This is a genomic window from Bradyrhizobium sp. AZCC 2230 (genome assembly GCF_036924495.1).
Lineage (GTDB): Bacteria > Pseudomonadota > Alphaproteobacteria > Rhizobiales > Xanthobacteraceae > Bradyrhizobium > Bradyrhizobium rifense.
Genome location: NZ_JAZHRS010000001.1, coordinates 3,392,005 through 3,411,167 on the forward strand (window position 1 = coordinate 3,392,005; position 19,163 = coordinate 3,411,167).

Below are 19,163 nucleotides of genomic sequence, written 5' to 3' on the forward strand. Positions count from 1 at the left end.
CGCGCGTTCCTCCATTGTTGTTTTGCGCGCGCCCTTCATGCAGCAGGCGCGACGGAGATTGAGTGGCCGCTTCAGGCGGCCAGCTTAAGTATCTTGACGATGTCGCCGGGCTCACGGATCGGCTGGGGGTTCGCCCGCGTGAAGATCGACAGCATTGCGTTCTTGCCGATCAGCTCAAAACGGTCCTCGGCCACGCCGACGTCGGCAAGCCGCCGCGGCAGGCCGAGCTCCGCGATGAAAGCTGCAAAAGTCTCGCCGGCATCGCGCCCCGGCGCACCGAGTGCGGTCGCGACCGCTTCTTGAGCGATCTGCGTGGCCGGTAGATTATATCGCAGCACGCTCGGCATCATCACGGCCGTGCAGAAATAATGCGGCACGTCACAGGTCCCGCCAAGAACATGGCCGATGGCATGGCTCGCGCCCATCGGCACCCGCGCCTGCAACCCGAAGGCTGACATCCAGGACCCCAACTGGCAGCTCAGCCGTGCCGCTTCGTCGTTTGGGTTGTCCTTGGTGCGCAGGAGCCCATCGTGCAGATAACGCAGCCCCTGCTGGCACACGACATCGACGAGCACATTAGGACGGCTTGAGCAGATCGCCTCGATGCCGTGATCCATCGCCCGCGTGCCAGACCCCAGCCAGAGCTTCTCGGGCGTGTATTTCGTGATCGCGGGGTCGAGGATGATGCTGCGCGGCATCATCTTCGGATGATTGAAGATCTGCTTCAGCTTGCGGCTGGTATCGGTGACGAGCGCGCCGGAATTGTACTCACCGCCCGAGAGCGTACTGGGGATCGCGATCATCCGCACCTTCGGCGCGCGAAATGCCCCGAAGCGGCGGTCCGGCGTGGTCTCGAATCCGTCCAGCCCCATCGGTTCGAAGATCTCGTGCTCCATGCACATCAGCACGATCTTGGCCGCGTCGACCACCGAACCGCCGCCGATCGCGACGACCAGATCGGCTTGAGCATCCTTGGCCTGTCGCGCAATCTGCGTCACCACGTCCCGGGTGGTGTGCTGCGGCACGCCATCGAAGGTCGCGGCATGGCGCGCACCGAGCGCCGCCCGGATCTTCTCGATCTCGTCGGTGATGGTGTTGAGCGTGCGGCTGGCGATCAAATAGACGCGCTTGGCGCCCAGCCGTTCGGCCTCCTCCCGCAGCGCCTCCGCCGCCGGCTTGCCGTAAATCACGGATTCCATGGTGGGGTATTGATGGCTACCGGCGACTGGCATGCTCTTCCTCCCTGGCGCTCTTTTTTTCTCCGGGTGCTGCGGTATCAGCCTCGTGACGCCGTCAGCTATCCCGGTCTTGACGTGCTCGTATGTCGCGCCTCGTCAGGCGACCGCGCGGGTCCGTGCAGGCTCGATCGTCCCGTCAAGGAATCCAGTCAGCCGCTGGCGGATGATCGCCTCGGCCTCTGCCATGATGCGGTCGATTAGCTCCTTCACCGTCGGAATGTCGTTGATCAAGCCGACCACCATGCCGCAGCTCCAGGCTCCGGCATCCATCTCGCCGTCGATCATCACCTTCGGATAGACGCCCGCGACCTGCTCGTGGATGTCGTCGATCTTCAGCGTGGCGCCCTTCTCGCGCTCGATCTCGAGCAGTTCGTCGACGCCCTTGTTCTTCAGCACCCGCTCGGTGTTGCGCAGTGAGCGCATCACGAGGCGCGTATCGAGCTCGGTGGCGTCAAGCAGCGCCTGCTTCACATTGGGATGGACCGGCGCCTCCTTGGTGGCGATGAAGCGCGTACCCATGTTCATGCCGGCAGCGCCCATCGACAGCGCCGCGACCAGGCTGCGCGCATCGGCCATGCCGCCGGAGGCCACGAACGGAATCTTGAGCTCGTCGGCCGCGCGCGGCAGCAGGATCATGTTCGGAATGTCGTCCTCGCCGGGATGGCCGCCGCACTCGAAGCCGTCCACGCTCACGGCATCGCAGCCGATCTTCTCGGCCTTTAGCGAATGCCGCACCGAGGTGCATTTGTGGATCACCTTGATGCCGGCGGCCTTCAGCGCCGGCATGTACTGCTCGGGGCTGCGGCCGGCGGTCTCCACGGCCTTCACGCCACCTTCCCTGATCGCCGCGATGTATTCCGGATAGGGCGGCGCCGTAAAGCTCGGCAGGAACGTCAGGTTCACGCCGATCGGCTCGTCGGTCATGTCGCGGCAGCGCGCGATTTCCTTTGCCAATAGCTCAGGCGTCCGCTGCGTCAGGCCGGTGATGATGCCGAGGCCTCCGGCGTTGGACACCGCGGCCGCCATCTCGGCAAAGCCGACATAATGCATGCCGCCCTGGATGATCGGGTGCTGGATGCCGAACAGTTCAGTGATCGCTGTCTTCACGATGATCTCCCGCTTTTCCCGATCAGTGGATGATTTCGAACAGACCGGCCGCGCCCATGCCGCCGCCGATGCACATGGTCACGACGCCGTACTTCGCCTTGCGCCGCCGACCCTCGATCAGGAGGTGGCCCGTCAGCCGCGACCCGGTCATGCCATAGGGATGGCCGATCGCGATCGAGCCGCCGTTGACGTTCAGCTTGTCGGGATCGATGCCGAGCTTGTCGCGGCAATAGATCACCTGGACAGCGTACGCCTCGTTGAGCTCCCAGAGATCGATGTCGTCGATCTTCAGATTGTGGCGCTTGAGGAGCCGCGGGATCGCAGCGACCGGGCCGACACCCATCTCGTCGGGCTCGACCCCGGCGGCGACGAAGCCGCGGAAGATGCCGAGCGGCTTGAGTCCCTTTTGCGCGGCGATCCTGTCGCTCATGACCACGCAGGCCGAGGCGCCATCCGAGAGCTGGCTGGCATTGCCGGCGCTGATGGTCTTGCCTTCGAATACCGGCTTGATCTTGGCGAGGCCTTCCGCCGTGGTATCCGGCCGCGGCCCCTCGTCCCTGGCCAGCGTCACCTGCTGATAGCTGGCCTCCTTGGTGTCCTTGTCGACCACCGCCATCTTCGTCGTGATCGGCACGATCTCGTCGCTGAAGCGGCCGCCCTGCAGCGCGGCGCCGACGCGGCGTTGACACTCGAGGCTGTATTCGTCCTGCTTGTCGCGACCGATCTTGTAGCGCTCAGCGACGACCTCGGCGGTCTCCAGCATCGACATGTACATCTCCGGCTTCATCGCCATCAATTCCTCATCGACGGCGTGGAACCTGTTCATGTGATCGTTCTGCACCAGGCTGATCGACTCGATGCCGCCGCCGATCGCGATCTCGACGCCGTCGAGCATCACCGAGCGCGCGGCCACCGCGATCGCCTGCAGACCGGAGGCACATTGGCGGTCGATCGTCGTGCCGGCAACGGTCACCGGAAGCCCGGCGCGGATCGCGCCCTTGCGCGCAACGTTCATCACCATGGTGCCCTGCTGCATCGCGCAGCCCATGACCACATCTTCGACCTCACCGGGCGCGATGCCGGCGCGCTTCACCGCCTCGGCCATGACATGGCCGGCGAGCGTTGGACCGTCCGTGTTGTTGAGCGCGCCCCGGTAGGCCTTGCCAACGCCGGTGCGCGCGGTGGAGACGATGACTGCTTCGGGTGATGACATATGCTTGCCTCTCTGTCTCAGGCGACCGCGTCAAGCTGCGCATAGCGCAGCACGTGGTAGGCGGGATCGCCGAACTGGATGTTGATGGAAGAGATTCGCTTGAAATAGTGGCCGACATTGAGCTCGTCGGTCATGCCCATGCCGCCATGGAGCTGCACGGCTTGGTCCGCCACAAACTTGGCTGAATAGCCGATCTTGGATTTTGCACCGGACGCCAGCCGGGAGATGCCGGCCTCGCCATTATTGAGACTCAGGCTGAGATGCTGCATCAGGGATAGCGCCTCCTGATGTGCGATGAACATGTCCACCATCCGGTGCTGCAGCACCTGGAAGCTGCCGATCGTGACGCCGAACTGCTTTCGTGTCTTGGAATAATCCAGCGTCGCCGCGTTCAATTCGCCGATCGCACCGACCGCTTCGGCACAGAGCGCACCGATCGCCCGGTCGCGGCATGCTTCAAGCGCTGTAACGCCCTCGCCTTCCTTACCCAATAGCTCCCCACGCACGCCGCGCAGACTGATCTCCGCCGCCCTGCGGCCGTCGATGGTCCTGAAACTCTGGAGATCGAGATTGGCGGCGCGGCGATCGACCACGAACAGACTGACGCCGCCGCGGTCGTGACGATGGCCAGAGGTTCGGGCGGAGACGATCAGATGATCCGCCCAGGGCGCAGCCATCACCGCCGCCTTCTCGCCGGTGAGGACGTAGTCGTCACCGTCCCGGCGCGCCGTGGTGGTGACGGTCGCGAGATCGAAGCGCGAGCCCTTCTCGGTCCAGGCCAGCGTCCAGAGCTTTGTTCCCGCCATGATATCGGCGATGAAGGACTGCTTCTGCGCGTCCGACCCCGCCTGCTCGATCAGGCCGCCGGCCACCACGACCGTCTCGAGGAACGGCTCGACCACAAGATGCCGGCCGAACTCCTGCATGATGATCATGGTCGACAGCGGCCCGCCGCCGAGCCCGCCGACCGCCTCCGAGAATGGCGCCGTGAGCAGCCCGAGCTCGGCGAATTCCGCCCAGTGCTTGCGGCTGAAGCCGTCCTCACTCACAACGACCTTGCGGCGCGCGTCGAAGCCATACTGATCGCGCAGCAGCCGCTGGACGCTGGATCGCAACAATTCCTGCTCTTCCGTGAACTGGATATCCATCCGATCCTCTCGTGGCGTCGCTAGAGACCGAGCACTGCTTTGGCGATGATGTTGCGCTGGATCTCATTCGATCCGCCGTAGATCGAGAGCTTGCGCGAATTGAGATATTTCTCGGACGCCGTGTGGCCGTAGTCCGGTCCCGGCATGAAATGGTTGGCGCTGACCGGATGCTCGCGGATCGCGAGTCCAAAGGTGCCTATCGCGCGATGGGTCAGCTCGGTGATGTTCTGGAAGATCTCGGTGCCGCGGATCTTGAACAGCGAGGCGGCCGGCCCCGGATCGATGCCGCGCGCCATCTGCGCCACGACGCGAAGCTCGGTCGCTTCCAGCGCCAGTACATCGAGCTCGATGCGGGCGATATCCCTGATGTATTCGAGATGCGCCGGATCATCTTCCGGGATCTCGGCCTTCACGATCCGCTTCAATCGTTCGACATAGCGCGTCGAACGACCGATCCCGGCCATGCTGGTGCGCTCATTGCCGAGCAGGAATTTGGCGTAAGTCCAGCCCTTGTTCTCCTCGCCGATCAGGTTCTCGATGGGAACGCGGACGTTTTCCAGAAAGACGTCATTGACCTCATGGGAGTCGTCGATAGTGATAATCGGCCGCACCGTGACGCCGGGCGACTTCATGTCGATCAAAATGAACGAGATACCTGACTGGGGCTTGGCCGTCGGATCTGTGCGAACCAGGCAGAAGATCCAGTCCGCATGCTGGGCCAGCGTGGTCCAGGTCTTGTGGCCGTTCACGATGTAGTGGTCGCCGTCGCGCACCGCCTTGGTGCGGACGGTGGCGAGATCCGAGCCCGAGCCCGGCTCGGAATAGCCCTGGCACCACCAGTCCTCGCCCGACAAGATGCGCGGCAGGAACTTCTTTTTCTGCCCCTCATTGCCGAAGGTGTAGATCACCGGGCCGACCATGGTGACGCTGAACGCCAGAGGCGGCAGCGTGCCGGCACGGCTGGTCTCCTGCTCGAACAGGAAACGGCGGGTGATCGACCAACCGGGCCCGCCATATTCCTTGGGCCAGAGCGGCGCGATCCAGCCCTTCTTGTGCAGGATGCGATGCCACAGCAGCATCTGCTCCTTGGAGAGGTCGGTCTCCGGATTGGGAACGCGCATCTCGGCCGGATAATTGTCCTTGATGAAGGCGCGGACTTCGCCGCGAAACGCCGCGTCTTCAGGGGATAGCGCGAGCTCCATGGGCTGCGCTCCTTACCACTTCTCGCCGAAGGGACGGATCTCGAGCTCGAACGTCCAGGCGCTCTTGGGCTGCTGGTAGAGCTGCCAATAGGACGCGGCCACCGACGCGGGCGGCATCAACAGGTCCGGATTGTCGAGCGCATCGGGGCCGAGCGCTTCGAGCCGGCGCTGCCGCACCCATTCGGTATCGACGCCGGAGTCGATGATCAGGTGCGCTACATGGATGTTCTTCGGTCCGAGTTCGCGCGCCATCGCCTGCGCGACGGCCCGCAGGCCGAACTTGGCGCTGGCGAAGGCGGCATAGCCGGAACCGCCGCGCAAGGACGCAGTCGCGCCGGTGAAGAAGATGTTGCCGCCTCCGCGCGGCAGCATCAACCGCGCTGCCTCGCGCCCCGCAAGGAAGCCGGAATAACAGGCCATTTCCCAGACCTTGCGAAACACCCGCTCGGTGGTCTCGAGGATCGGGAAGTTGACATTGGCGCCGATGTTAAAGATGCAGACCTCGAGCGGCGCGTGCTTGTCGGCGTCATTGAGGAAGGAGATGATCTCCTCCTCCCTGCGCGCATCGAGCGAGCGGGCGTGGATCTCGCCGCCGGCGGCCTCGATGTCCGCAACCAGGGGCGCCAGCTTGTCGCCGTTGCGCCGACCAGCGAAGACCGTGAAGCCTTCCGAGGCGAACTTCTTGGCAATCTCGCCGCCGATGAAGTCGCCGGCGCCGATCACCGCAACCGTCCTGTTTCTCTTCTGCAAGGGACTTCTCCAGCCGTGTGAGTTATTGAGGCGATCTCGCCCGCTTCAGTTGCGCAGCGATTCCGCCAGCTTGTGCTTCAGGAGCTTGCCAGTCGAAGTGGCCGGCAGCGCGTCCATGAGGATGATCTCTGACGGCCGCTTGTAGGAAGTGAGCTCCGGCGCAACATGCGCCATCACGTCCTGCGCGGTGGCCGACGAGCCTTTGAGAAGCTGGACGAAGGCCACGATCTCTTCGTTGCCCACGACCGGCCGCCCGACCACGGCGCATTGCACCACGTCGGGATGGGTGCTGAGCACCGCCTCGATCTCGGCCGGATAGACGTTGAAGCCAGAACGGATGATCATCTCCTTGGTGCGGCCAACGATGAACATCGCATCGCCCTCGAAGCGCGCGAGGTCGCCCGTGTTGAACCACCCGTCCGGGTCGATCGCTTTCGCCGTGAGGTCGGGCGCGCGGTAGTAGCCGCGCATCACGTTCGGTCCGCGGACATGCAGCTCGCCGATCTCGCCGTTCGTCACGATAGCGCCGTCCCGCGCCACGATCCTGGCTTCGATACCCGGCACGAGGACGCCAACCGAATTGTCGCTACGCGGCGCCTCGGGCCGCACACCGGAAATGCCGGGCGAGCATTCGGTGATGCCAAAGGCGTTGCCGAGCGGTAGACCAAGCTCCTTCTCGACCCTCGCCTTGAGCTCGAGATCGAGCGGTGCACCAGCGACGCTCATCAGACGCAGCGCACCGCGCTCCAGCCTCTGCAACCCCGCCATCTGCTTGTATTCCAGCAGCCGCTGGTAGGTGGCGGGCACGCCGTTCAGAAGCGTGATGCCTTCCTCGGCCAGCGCCTTGGCCAGTGCAGCGGGATTGTATTTCGTGACCAGCCGGGTCACGCCCCCAACCATCAGCGTCATCGTCAACAGCGATATGCCAACAATGTGCGAGATCGGGAGCACGCAATACTGCACGTCGTCTGCCGTCATGCTGCGCAAGTTCGCTGTGGTCCTTGCCGAGAACAGCAGGTTCCGATGCGTGAGCATGACGCCCTTCGGCGTTCCGGTCGTACCGGACGTGTAGATGAGGACCGCCACTTGCCGCGCGCCGTCGGCCTCGACCGGCTCGGCCTGCGCCTCCTGGTTTAGGGCAGAAACGCCGATGTCGCGGAGCGGCCCGACGTCCTGCACCCGAGCGTCGTAACGCATCGCGTGCGCGACCGCCTCTTCGGAAACCTTGGCCGTGAATAACATGCGCCGGGCGCCGCTGTGATCCCTGATCTGATCCAGTTCACGCGGCGACAGCCGAGGATTGGCGACGATCGCCCAGGCATCGAGGCGGCTTGCAGCGAACAGGAGGCAGGCGAGCGCGATCGAGTTCTCACTGACGATCATCATGCGATCGCCAGCGCGGATACCGAGCGCGCGGAGCGCGTCCGCTGTGGCACCAACCGCCCGGTCGAGTTCGCGATAGGTCAGAGTGGCATTGTCTTCGATCAGAGCCGTTCGGTCAGGTGTGGCGTCAACATAGTGGTCCACTACCTCATGGATGCGATGCGGCAATGCGTTCGTTATTTCGGCCGCAGCCTGCTGCCAGTTCGACAATGACACCTCCCGTTGAAAGGCCCTTTGCGGGCTCGGCTCGTTCTGGATGCGTCCCGCGCGGTCAGGCGCTCTTGCGCTGCTGCGCGGTCGATTGCGCGAGGATTTCGTCCTCGACATCGCGCAGACTGTCCTTGCCGAAGTAAAGCTGGCTGCCGACGAAGAACGTCGGAGAGCCGAACGTACCGCGCGCCACGGCAGCGCTTGTATTCTCGATCAGCTTCTTCTTGACGTCGTCCTGCTGGGCGCGGGCGGTGATGCGGTCGATGTCCAACCCGGATGACAGGAACGCTTCGCGGAAGACCTGCGGATCGTCCATCTTCTTTGGCTCGACCCACATGTGGTGATACGCAGCGCGGAAGTAAGGCTCGAACACTCCCTCGAACTTCGCCGCAACAACACCGCGCATCAGCGCAAGCGTGTTGACCGGGAAGAACTGGTTCATCCTGAACTTCGTGATGCCGTGACGGCGCAGGAAACGCTCGGTCTCGAGCGCATTGTATTCCGGCTTATTCTTGATGCCGCGTAGCGACTCCGCGGGCGACATGTTGCCGGTCGCCTTGTAGACGCCGCCGAGCAGCACCGGCAGGTAGTCGAACTTGACCCCAGTTCGCTGCTCAATGGCGGGCAGCGCAAGCTCGGCGAGGTAGGCGTTGGGACTGCCGAAATCGAAGTGAAACTCGACCTTGAGCGGAGCTGCCATGGAACGCCCTTCCCTTCGATGGCGGCAATCGTTCGCCACCTGATTGATCGTGGCGCGAGTCTTAAAGTTCTATTTTAGAACTGTCAATATGATAATCATCATTCAATGCTGCCGTTTCGGCTTAGAATGAGGCATCCTATTGAAATGTAGTTAGTTCTGATTTAGAATTTATCTTCTTAGATGCTGCAGATCGACTGGAGACGTTGATGAAATGGGATGCTCTTGAGGAGGAGCCGTGCTCGCTGGCCCGCACGGTGGCGGTGATCGGTGACCGCTGGAGCCTGCTCATCCTGCGCGAATGTTTTCTTCGGATCCGCAGATTCGACGAATTTCAGTCGTCGCTCGGCTTGACCCGGCACCTGCTAGCCGACCGGCTGAAGAAACTCGTCCGCTTCGGGGTGCTTCGCAAAATTCCCTATCAGGATGCCCCTAAGCGCTACGAATATATCCTGACGCAGAAGGGTCTCGACCTCTATCCGATCATCATGTCGATCGTGCACTGGGGCAACGTCCACATGATCGACTCGCGCGGACGACCGCTCCTGCACGAACACAAGAACTGCCACAAGATGTTTGACCCCGTCATGGTCTGTTCCGAATGCGGTGAACCGCTGACGGCAAAGGCAGTCCATGTTCATCCGGGCCCCGGCGCGCGGAAGCCCTCGCGTGCTGGCGGAAGCGTTCGATAATCGCAATTGTCATTCATCGCTGATGTGGGGTAGCCAAGGGTGATCGGCTGAGAGCACGCACAGTCGGCGAATGTCGACCCTATCTACTCCTTGCATCGGCTATTGGGCCGCGCGCCACGTCAATCGCGATGGAGGCTGCGCGGTGCATGAAGCGCGCTTGGCCACGCTCATCCGGTGCGAGACCGAGAAGTTAACGCTGTTGGTCGCGCCATCGCGGTATGCGGCGTACGTCGAGCCCCGAGTTGGAGCTTGTTGTCGAAGAAATGCGACGCACCCCAACCGACATGAAAGTCCGCCCCGTTTCGGCGTGTCGCGGTTCTTGAAGTTGTAGGTCAGCCCGGCGACCCAGGAGAACTCGTCGCCGGATTCCGGGCGAAATGAGTGTAGCCGCCTCCGCTACCGATCCGATCGAAACGGACCGCCCGGTCTCGTGCAGACTTCAAGTTATCGCGAGCGATTTAGGGTTGTCCGGCCGGAAAAGACCGTTTGAAAAGCCGCTTTCGTTCGGCCCTCTCAAACGGTTTCTCTCGCTAAGATCTTGATTTATATGGTGGGCGCACCAGGGCTCGAACCTGGGACCCGCTGATTAAGTGGCGAATGATCTGCCAGGAAAATCAATGCCTATTCCGACAGCCGAACCGCCAAACCTACATTGAAAGCGCAACAGGTTTTTCTCCTTGTCGGAATGACCGGTCTCGATTGACGAGAGCGGAAAGGCGGATCGTGAATCGTCGGGGGTTCGAGTCAGGAGACCGCTACCGCCTTTCCCCACACGACGCAAATCTGCGATATTTCCTCCGATCGTCCGCCTAAACTCAGAAGCTAGTCGCACGGTAGGTTTAAACCGGGGACTCGCAACCCACCGATACCGACACTCGCTGGTGGTAACCGTTTGAAATAGCAGCCGGAGTGCATTCAGCTTGGAAGTCGAGAAATCTTGCAGTGTTTCCAAGGGCCGTTCTGACACTTCCAGCATGTTTGGCCCATTGAGATCGTTACGGAATTTCTCCTGGTCAGAATGGGGATAGCCACTTGGCGTTTGCACCCGATCCGCTGCCCGCTTGGGGCGTATCGTGCGCCGCTCCTCCCCCCCGCAATCCACACATATCGGCCGCGAACTGATGCTTCCGTCTATTACCGTCTTCGGTACTCGCACGGGATATCATCGGGTATAGAGGAATCACTTCGACGGCCCGGTCGTGCACTAGCGGCACAACTGCGGAATTGACCCTGCCCGTATTCAGCGGTTCCCCGCTTCCCCACCCCGAACGGATTTCCCGCGCGTTTGTGCTTCAAAGATCATTTCGTCCACCAGGCCCCAATACGCTTCCGCGACCTTCGTGTCCTTGGCGGACAGTCCGCTCGTAACCTGCATTTCCGGCCCGAACCCTGAAAGCGTGGCGGTGAGGCCGACCATCATATAATGAAAAAGAATGGGATCGACCGCGGGAAGCAGCCCCTGTTTCTGCGCTGCGACGATCTGCGGAATCAACCGTCCCAGAAGGGGCGTCAGCACCGTTTCCGCAACCCACTTCAGTCGCGGATTGTTCGAAAGCGATTCCTGACGCATGAACCGATGAAACTCGGGAAATGCGACGGTGTAGCGAAACAGCGTGGCGTATTCCTCCCGCAGTCGGGCAAGCGGCGGCAGACCGGAATTTTCCGGGATCGAACTATCCCACCCTGCCCTGATTTGCGCGAACGCATGCTCGGCCGCGGCCCGCCAGAGGATATCCTTGTTGCGATAGTGGTATGTGATGAGCGGATGCTGCAGACCGAGGCGGTCTGCAATCGCACGAATGCTCGCCCCTTCAAACCCGCGCTCAGCGAATTCAGTAATGGCAGCATCCAGGATCGAGGCTCGCGTCTCGATCGCGCGCTGTTGTTCGGCCCTTTTGCGCGGGCGCGCTCGCCGGACAGCTTTCTTCGCCATTTGGCCTTCGATTAACATGATTCCTAACCGAACGTCACGCAGCGCATTGATCGGCTCTTGTCAACTCAACTGAGCCTGCCTCTCAGCAGATTCCCTGTCAGCTTTTGGTTGGGCGTGCGAACTCCTCGATCATCGCCTCGCGCATCGCAAACTTCTGGACCTTGCCGGTCACCGTGGACGGGAAGCTCTCGACGAACCGGATGTAGCGGGGGATCTTGTAGTGCGAGATACGGTCCTGACAAAACTTGCGGACCCCCTCCTCATCGGTGGTGGCACCGGCCTTTGCAATGATCCACGCACAGAGCTCTTCACCGTATTTCGTATCGGGAACGCCGAATACCTGGACGTCCTGGATATCCGGATGCTGATACAGATATTCCTCGACTTCACGCGGATAGATGTTCTCGCCGCCGCGAATGACCATGTCCTTGATCCGTCCGACGATGCGGCAATATCCATCGTTGTCGATCGTCGCCAGGTCGCCCGTATGCATCCAGCCGGCCGGGTCGATGGCATCCTTCGTCCTCGCCTCATCGTTCCAGTAGCCGAGCATGACCGAGTAGCCTCTCGTGCAGAGCTCCCCCGCCTCGCCGCGCGGAACGAGCTGGCCGCTTCGATCGACAATTTTGACTTCAAGGTGCGGCTGTATCCTGCCGACCGTGGAGACGCGCAGTTCGAGCGGATCCTCCCGGCTGCTCTGGAAGCTGACGGGACTGGTTTCGGTCATACCGTAAGCGATGGTTATTTCGCTCATATGCATCGCCGAAGCCACTTCCTTCATGACCTCGATCGGGCACGGCGCTCCCGCCATGATGCCACGACGAAGGGAGCTCAAGTCGAAACGAGAGAATTCGGGGTGATTGAGCTGCGCGATGAACATCGTGGGGACCCCGTAGAGCACGTCGCAGCGTTCCGCCTCGACGGTCTCCAGTGTCCGCAGCGGATCGAAAGACTCGGATGGATAGACCATTGTTGCTGCATGGGTCACGCAGCCGAGATTGCCCATCACCATGCCGAAACAGTGATACAGCGGCACCGGGATGCACACGCGAGAACCAGGCTCGATCCCGGTCGTCTCTCCCACGAAGAAGGCATTGTTGATGAGATTGTGATGCGAAAGCGTCGCGCCTTTCGGCAAGCCCGTGGTGCCGCTCGTGAACTGGATATTGACGGCATCGTCCATCTGCACCGTCGCCGACACCGAATCCAGCCGCCTGTTGCCGACCAGCTTGCCTCTCTCCAGGATCCAGTCAAATGCGAGGCAGCCATCGTGCTGGCCCGAAATCGAAATGACGTGACGCAGCTCCGGCAGCCGCGCACTCTTCAGCTCACCGTTTCCGTTCTTCAATTCCGGGACCAGCTCGCCGATCATTGCGATATAGTCGCTCGTCTTGAAACGGGCGGCGGTGATCAGTGCACGACACCCAACGACACCCAGGGCGTGTTCCAGCTCGCTCAGGCGATAGGCGGGATTGACGTTGACCAGGATCAGGCCGGCTTTCGCCGTCGCGAACTGCGCGACGGTCCACTCGGCGCAGTTCGGGGACCAGATGCCGACCCGGTCTCCCGGCTCCAGGCCAAGAGTCAGGAGCCCGGCTGCGAGCGCGTCGGAGCGCGCCTTGAGCTCCGAATAGGTCCATCGGATTTTCTGGTGCGCCACAACCAGCGCCTCCCTGGATCCGTCGATCGCGGCCACCTCGTCCAGAAGCGCGCCGATCGTCGTCCCGATCAACGGCGCGCCGCTGTTGCCATGCACATAACTTTCGTGCTGCACGACGACCTCCTCTGCCTCGAATGTTCGGCCTGTATGCTCTGCGTGCGGGCCTGCTCACTTCCCCTCGAACACCAGTGTGGGCGGCTCGATGTCCTTGTCAAACGCTTCCGCCGTGTTGGCAAATCCGCGTTGCGCATCCACACCGTCATAGAGCTCCATGGCCACGTCGAGCATCACGAGGTCGGCTGCCGCCACTCCTCCACTCGACCACGCCTTGAGCAGTGTACGTGTCGCGGCGTAGGATCGGGTCGGCCCGGTCGCGAGCTGTCGCGTCAGGTCAGCCGCGGTAGCTGAAAGTTCGCTTTCAGGTACCACGTGGGTGGCGATTCCGAGCGTTCCGGCATCACGCCCCGATATCGGCTCGCCGAGCATCGCAAAACGCGATGCGCGCGCGCGGCCGGCGCGTTCGGCAATCCGCTGCAGCGCGCCTGCGATCGGCAGCATCGCCGTCGTCACCTCCACGCACCGCAGGACCGCGTTGTCGGCCACAACGATAAAATCGCACGCCAGGGCAAGCTCGAAGCCACCGCCGAACGCGATTCCCTGCACCACGGCGACGGTCGGAACTTTCAACATTTCGATCGCCCGATAAGCGACGTTCACGTCCGCGACGAACGTTCTGAACCAGTTGATGTCCTTCCCCGGCCATTCGCGCACCTCGCCGCCGAAGCTGAAGTGCGGCCCCTCCGAACGGACAACGAGCACGCGAATGTCGCTTTGGCTAGCCTCACGCACTGCTGCTCGCAGGTTTTCCGCGAAACGCAGATCGAGTCGATTGAAAGGCGGATTGGCCAGAACAATGTTTCCGACGGCGCCATCTCGTTCAAATCGGATCGTCTTCATGGTCGAGATTCCTTTCATGTGCCGGACATCAGGCCAAACGCCCGCCGGCGGGCTCAGGAACGATCGGCAGCAGCAGGTGTGACGGCCGCTCCGCATCCCGATAAATTCTGTGGGTGACGGTCTTGCTGCTGCAAACGTGGTACGGAATGTATTCGACGTTGGTCATGGCTCCCGTGCCGGTCGGGACGTCCATGGAAGTGATGTCGAGGCAGATGCGGTGACCTGCCTTGAACTGGTTTGCGGTCGCGAGGATCTGGATCTGGTACTCGACGACCTCTCCCGGCGTCACGGGCTTGATCGCATCCCGCGTGAGCATGTGGAACGGCTCCCAGGGCTTCGAACGCTTCTCGTCGAGCGCCCGGTAGGACGCCTTCAGCCAACCTCGCGTGAGCTCGCGCTCGGGCAATGAAGGAACATCGCGTTCGCCCTCGCGCGCGGTTCGAACCGAGACGTCCGGGCCCACGTCCTTGAGCACGACGATCCAGTTGGTGTCGTCCTGGTCGATCGACGCATACAGCGTCAGCGTGATCGGGCCTGCGACGGTGACGTCGTGCGGCAAGGGATCCGTCATGTAGCGCAGACGTTCGACATTCGTCGTCCGCGTCACCGGCATCTGCGTGAAGACGTCGGGCTCGCGCGCCGCAGCGCCGAGTTGCGAGGCAGGTCGCGGCGGCTCTGTCGACAAGGTCTCCCAGTGGGACAGATGGTACTTCGTCCATTGGGTCTCCGGCAGCGGCCAATCCGTTCCGGTTCGCCACTCGTTGGCGCCCATGAGCCAATAGCGCACCGGCGGCTCGTTCATGATGCCGGTGTCCTCGCCCTTCAGCCAATGGTCGTACCAGCGGATGATTTCGTCGTGATATTGATGGAATGGCCGCTCGAGATGGGCCGGGCCGGTGAAGAGCAGTCTCTTTGGCGCGTCGACGTTCTGGAAATAGTGCTGCGCGCCCAGCCAATGGAGCTTGTACGTGTAGGCATAGGCGCCCGAGCCCGTGTAGAACGGTATCTTGATTTTCCTGAACAGCTCTTCCGAGCGCTCGACCGTTCCGTCCATCTCCCAGGGTTGCGTCATCATGAGGTACATGATGAACGTGCGCTGCCCCTTCTGCGTGAGGATGTTGTAGAGGTTGATGTACTGCTTGTAGTCCGGGTTCTGCATGGCCCGGCGCCAGAGCTGCTCTTCGGCGGCGGGAAGTTCCGCGGGGCGGTCACGCGATTCGTGGACCGTGCTGAAGACGTCGAGCAAATACGGAAAGCTGTGCAGGACCCCGCCGGGATTGAAATCGCGGAATCCGAACATGCCGCCATAGGCGCTGCACGCATCATAGGGAAAGATGGCCTTCAGCGCCGGATGCCCCTGCGCGGCCGCGCGCCATTGCTCGCCGGCATAACCGGAGATGCCGACCATTCCGACCTTGCCGTTTGACCAGGGCTGCTGCGTGATCCATTCGATCAGGTCGTAATGGTCCGTGTTCTCGTGGCCGTAGTGCCCTTCCGATTTTGCCGAGCCTCTCGGCTGCGCGATCACATGAACATAGCCATTAGCGATGAAGCGACGCGTATCGCCCGCCTCGATCGGACCGAACCAGAGCGGCGCATGAGCCGGCTGCGGCGGCAGGATATCCGCGATGTCCGGGCCCTGGATGTCCTTGTTGTGCAACGCGGACGCGTACAGCACCGGGTACCGGCCCGGCGTGTCGGGACGATAGACGTCAACGGCGAGCCGCACGCCGTCGCGCATGGCAACAATGATGTCACGCTCCTCGATCATCGCTTCACTCCCCGTTTTTGTGGCGTTGGCCGTCGATGTTCAGCAGTGGTCGAGCGTGAGGCAATTCAGCCGATCACCTCGACTGGTCGGGTTATCTCACAATACTTTACGTATGTAAAGTATAATTTTCGAGCCGCTCCTGACGATGCGCTGGCCAGCATGTGAAATGGAATTGGCTTTCGATAGTCGCTCCGCCGATCAGGCGAGCGAGGCCTTCACGCGTTCGGGCGTCATGGGCTGCTCGCGTATGCGGCGTCCAGTTGCACGGGCGAAAGCATTGGCCAATGCCGCTGACGTCGGAGGAAGAGAACCTTCACCGGCGCCCAAGGACGGTTCGTTCCGGTCCATCAAGATGATCGACGGCGGGCGCCTGCCCGAATAACGGCGGGGATGGCAGCACAGAGGTCGAGAGCACGACACCACGCGACTGCCAAAATACCTGCGAGATAACCTCGCGCTGCTCATCGCGCCGAGTCCGCTGCAGCACGGCGAACAGCGCGCACGATCCGGTTGTGGGTGCCGCAGCGGCAAAGCTGGTCCGCGAGGGCATCCTTGATTTCGCCGTCACTCGGATTTGGATTTCGATCCAGCAGGGCTTTTGCCGCCTTGATCATGCCGTTTGAACAGTAACCGCACTGAGCGGCTTGCTCCTCGATGAACGCCTTCTGTAAAGGGTGCGGCTTTTGAACTGTTCCCAAGCCCTCGAGCGTGACGACGTGGTCGTCTCCGACATCCTGTAGGGCAATCGAGCAGGTCCTTACGAGCTTTCCGCCGACCATAGCGGCTCAGGCACCACATTGCCCCAAGCCACAACCGAACTTGGGACCATTTAGCCCGAGATCGTTTCGCAACACGTACAACAGCGGAGTCTCTGGAGCGGTGGTCACCGCATGGGGCTCGTCGTTGACGGTAATTCGGTATGACATCTTCTACCTGCCGACCTGCGCCGGGCCGGACGCAGGATTTACTGGAGCGTCCGGCTGGAGCGATGAGCAACTGGCCAACGCGTTTGCATATCTTGGGGGCGACGGTCTTCACTGCATATTTCCTTAACTACGCTCAGACCGATCTAGACGTTTGACCGAATCAGGTGGTCTGCGGCGGTCACGGAATGCTGAATGAGACATTTCGACAAGCTGAATCCTCAGCTTGTCGAAACGACGCCCATCTGAGGCGAGTCGGGCGAAGCACGGCACATAATTGTCGTGTGAATTTGGCGACGAAGCCGATTGTGCCCTTTAGTGCATCCGGTTCGGGAGCATGAGCGCGATCTCGGGAAAGATCGAGACCAGCGCCAGGTCAAACAATAGGACGCCGATGAAAGGTAAGATCGCGCGCGTCGCTTGTTCGAGGCGAACGCCGCTGATGGAGCAGGCAGTATAACCGCAGCGAGCGCGCCACGCGCTGACCAAGACATGATGCCTCTCCTAAGTTAAACGATGGGATTCAATCTGATCTCAAACAAATATGCCGCTTTCCATTCGACGGATGGATTCAGGATTCTGATCCCTCAACACTTGAGGCAGCAGATCGTCCGGGGTGTCTTGGTATCAGATCGATCGAAGGAAGCGCTCGATCGCGAGTGAACCAACAGAGGTAGAGCGTCCGTCCGACGTGGCGGGATAAGGTCCCCCGTGGACCATGGCGTGAGCAACCTCGACCCCGGTGCCGAACCCGTTCACGAGTATTCGGCCTGCCAGCCCTTCAAGCGCCGGGAGCATCTTACGTGCAGAATCGTGGTCCTCGGGATCGATATGAATCGCGATCGTCAATTGCCCCTCAAGGCTATGAACGACCTTTGCAAGCTCGCCTTGATCGGTACAGCGAACGACGAGCGATGCCGCTCCAAATATTTCGTCCTGTAGATCGACGCTTGCCAAGAACGTTTTCGCGTCAGTGGAAAACACGACCGACTGAGCCGCCCGTCCTGATGCAGGCAATCCTTGTGCGAGCAGTTCGACATCAAGGCGAGCAGTGCGCCGCTCGACAGCCCAGCCGTAGCTCTTGCGGATTCTATCGGTGAGCATCGTCGCAGCAGGCATGCCGGACAATGCGTCTGTAGCGCCGCGGATAAACTCTTCAAGTCCGTTGCCTTGTTCGGCCAAGATCAGTCCCGGACCCGTGCAGAATTGGCCGGCCCCAAGAGTGAGCGAACTTGCGAAGGCGCGCCCGATTGCGGCCCCTCGTCGGGCCAAGGCTACGGGGAAAAGGATCACGGGATTGATCGAACTCATCTCGGCATAAACCGGAATGGGCTGATTGCGAGCGGCTGCGATCTTCATGAAAGTCGTCCCGCCGCTACGCGATCCGGTAAAACCGACGGCACGAATTTTGGAATGGGCGACGAGCGCCTGACTGATGTCGTTGCCGCTATCGTATATGAGGGAAAAGACGCCTTCAGGAAGATCGCAGGCTCGGACCGCGCGCTGCACCGCCAGGCCAACCAGTTCAGAGGTGCCGGGATGAGCCGAATGTGCTTTGACGATCACGGGGCAGCCGGCCGCCAGGGCCGATGACGTATCACCTCCCGCCACTGAAAATGCGAGCGGGAAATTGGATGCTCCAAAGACCGCTACGGGTCCGAGTGGCGCCTTCATGAGCCTTAAGTCCGGCCGCGGCGACGGTTTGCGGTCAGGCAGGCCCGGATCGATACGCGCCTCTAGAAATGACCCGTCACGAACGACCGCCGCAAAGAGCCGGAGTTGGCCAACCGTTCGTGCCCTTTCACTTTCGACTCTCGCCCGGGGCAGCGCGGTTTCCGCCATGCAACGCGAGATCAAGTCTTCGCCGAGCTCCGCGATCTCGTCTGCCATTTTCGAAAGAAAGCGGCTTCTCAAGTGAAGCGAGGTTTGCCGATAGATTCCGAAAGCCTGCCAAGCCAGAGCCGCGGCGTCTTCCAGGTCCGCAATCGTCGCGCCGCCAAACGATCCCTCCAGCGGCTCGCCGGTAGCTGCGTCCAAACCAAAGAACGCTCCGTTAATGCCGCGCCTTACGCTGCCGCCGATCAAGAGATTTCCAGAGATCATAATGTAAACAAACGCTCCAGTACAAAATGTCTGCGGAGGGCCCGTCCACAGTCGCTGACATCAACGAGCTGGACGACTGACTCGATCAGTTCCGGGAGGATTGTTTGATTGAGGCGGCGGCCGCTGCGCCAGCTTGCCTCTCCCAAATCTACCAACTCACCGATCGCACGCAGGCC

At 61.7% G+C, this 19,163-nt stretch carries 13 protein-coding genes and 2 pseudogenes; 1 reads left to right on the forward strand and 14 read right to left on the reverse strand.

Features of this window, described 5'->3' with window-relative positions:
- Window positions 1-71 precede the first annotated feature (71 nt).
- From V1280_RS16335 to V1280_RS16370, 8 genes are all read right to left on the reverse strand, one after another.
- Window positions 72-1,232: an iron-containing alcohol dehydrogenase gene (locus tag V1280_RS16335; RefSeq protein WP_334525827.1), complete on the reverse strand. Its 1,161-nt coding sequence runs from the start codon at window positions 1,230-1,232 to the stop codon at window positions 72-74.
- A gap of 102 nt (window positions 1,233-1,334) precedes the next feature.
- Window positions 1,335-2,345, reverse strand: coding sequence for an NAD(P)H-dependent flavin oxidoreductase (locus V1280_RS16340; RefSeq protein WP_334525830.1), 1,011 nt, complete (start codon window positions 2,343-2,345; stop codon window positions 1,335-1,337).
- 22 nt (window positions 2,346-2,367) lie between these two features.
- Window positions 2,368-3,558, reverse strand: coding sequence for an acetyl-CoA C-acyltransferase (locus tag V1280_RS16345; RefSeq protein ID WP_334525833.1), 1,191 nt, complete (start codon window positions 3,556-3,558; stop codon window positions 2,368-2,370).
- Between the two features lie 17 nt (window positions 3,559-3,575).
- Window positions 3,576-4,706 (reverse strand): acyl-CoA dehydrogenase family protein, encoded by a 1,131-nt coding sequence (locus V1280_RS16350; protein ID WP_334525836.1) that lies wholly within the window; start codon window positions 4,704-4,706, stop codon window positions 3,576-3,578.
- A 20-nt stretch (window positions 4,707-4,726) separates the two neighbouring features.
- On the reverse strand, window positions 4,727-5,908 hold the full coding sequence (locus tag V1280_RS16355) for an acyl-CoA dehydrogenase family protein (RefSeq protein WP_334525839.1): 1,182 nt from the start codon (window positions 5,906-5,908) through the stop codon (window positions 4,727-4,729).
- Between the two features lie 12 nt (window positions 5,909-5,920).
- Window positions 5,921-6,658, reverse strand: a complete 738-nt coding sequence (locus tag V1280_RS16360) for an SDR family oxidoreductase (protein WP_334525841.1) — start codon at window positions 6,656-6,658, stop codon at window positions 5,921-5,923.
- 45 nt (window positions 6,659-6,703) lie between these two features.
- On the reverse strand, window positions 6,704-8,251 hold the full coding sequence (locus V1280_RS16365) for a class I adenylate-forming enzyme family protein (protein ID WP_334525843.1): 1,548 nt from the start codon (window positions 8,249-8,251) through the stop codon (window positions 6,704-6,706).
- A gap of 61 nt (window positions 8,252-8,312) precedes the next feature.
- A complete protein-coding gene (locus V1280_RS16370; RefSeq protein WP_334525845.1) occupies window positions 8,313-8,951 on the reverse strand; it encodes a 2-hydroxychromene-2-carboxylate isomerase in 639 nt (212 codons plus the stop codon).
- 206 nt (window positions 8,952-9,157) lie between these two features.
- Between V1280_RS16370 and V1280_RS16375 the strand changes: the two genes are divergently transcribed.
- Window positions 9,158-9,640: a winged helix-turn-helix transcriptional regulator gene (locus V1280_RS16375; protein ID WP_334538324.1), complete on the forward strand. Its 483-nt coding sequence runs from the start codon at window positions 9,158-9,160 to the stop codon at window positions 9,638-9,640.
- Window positions 9,641-10,880: 1,240 nt separating this feature from the next.
- On the opposite strand, the gene V1280_RS16380 is transcribed toward V1280_RS16375, so the two are convergent.
- The 6 genes and pseudogenes from V1280_RS16380 to V1280_RS16405 all read right to left on the reverse strand — a co-directional run.
- Entirely contained in the window at window positions 10,881-11,573 is a 693-nt protein-coding gene (locus tag V1280_RS16380; protein WP_334525847.1) for a TetR/AcrR family transcriptional regulator, read from the reverse strand.
- Between the two features lie 97 nt (window positions 11,574-11,670).
- Window positions 11,671-13,347, reverse strand: coding sequence for an AMP-binding protein (locus tag V1280_RS16385; RefSeq protein WP_334525849.1), 1,677 nt, complete (start codon window positions 13,345-13,347; stop codon window positions 11,671-11,673).
- A 54-nt stretch (window positions 13,348-13,401) separates the two neighbouring features.
- Window positions 13,402-14,190 (reverse strand): enoyl-CoA hydratase/isomerase family protein, encoded by a 789-nt coding sequence (locus V1280_RS16390; protein WP_334525851.1) that lies wholly within the window; start codon window positions 14,188-14,190, stop codon window positions 13,402-13,404.
- A gap of 28 nt (window positions 14,191-14,218) precedes the next feature.
- Window positions 14,219-15,961 carry a CocE/NonD family hydrolase gene (locus V1280_RS16395; RefSeq protein ID WP_334525853.1) on the reverse strand — a complete coding sequence of 581 codons (1,743 nt, stop codon included), beginning with the start codon at window positions 15,959-15,961 and terminating at the stop codon, window positions 14,219-14,221.
- 461 nt (window positions 15,962-16,422) lie between these two features.
- Window positions 16,423-16,887 (reverse strand): annotated as a pseudogene (locus tag V1280_RS16400) ((2Fe-2S)-binding protein).
- A 627-nt stretch (window positions 16,888-17,514) separates the two neighbouring features.
- A pseudogene (locus V1280_RS16405) lies at window positions 17,515-18,990 on the reverse strand (aldehyde dehydrogenase (NADP(+))); the annotation flags it as partial.
- Window positions 18,991-19,163: the final 173 nt, after the last annotated feature.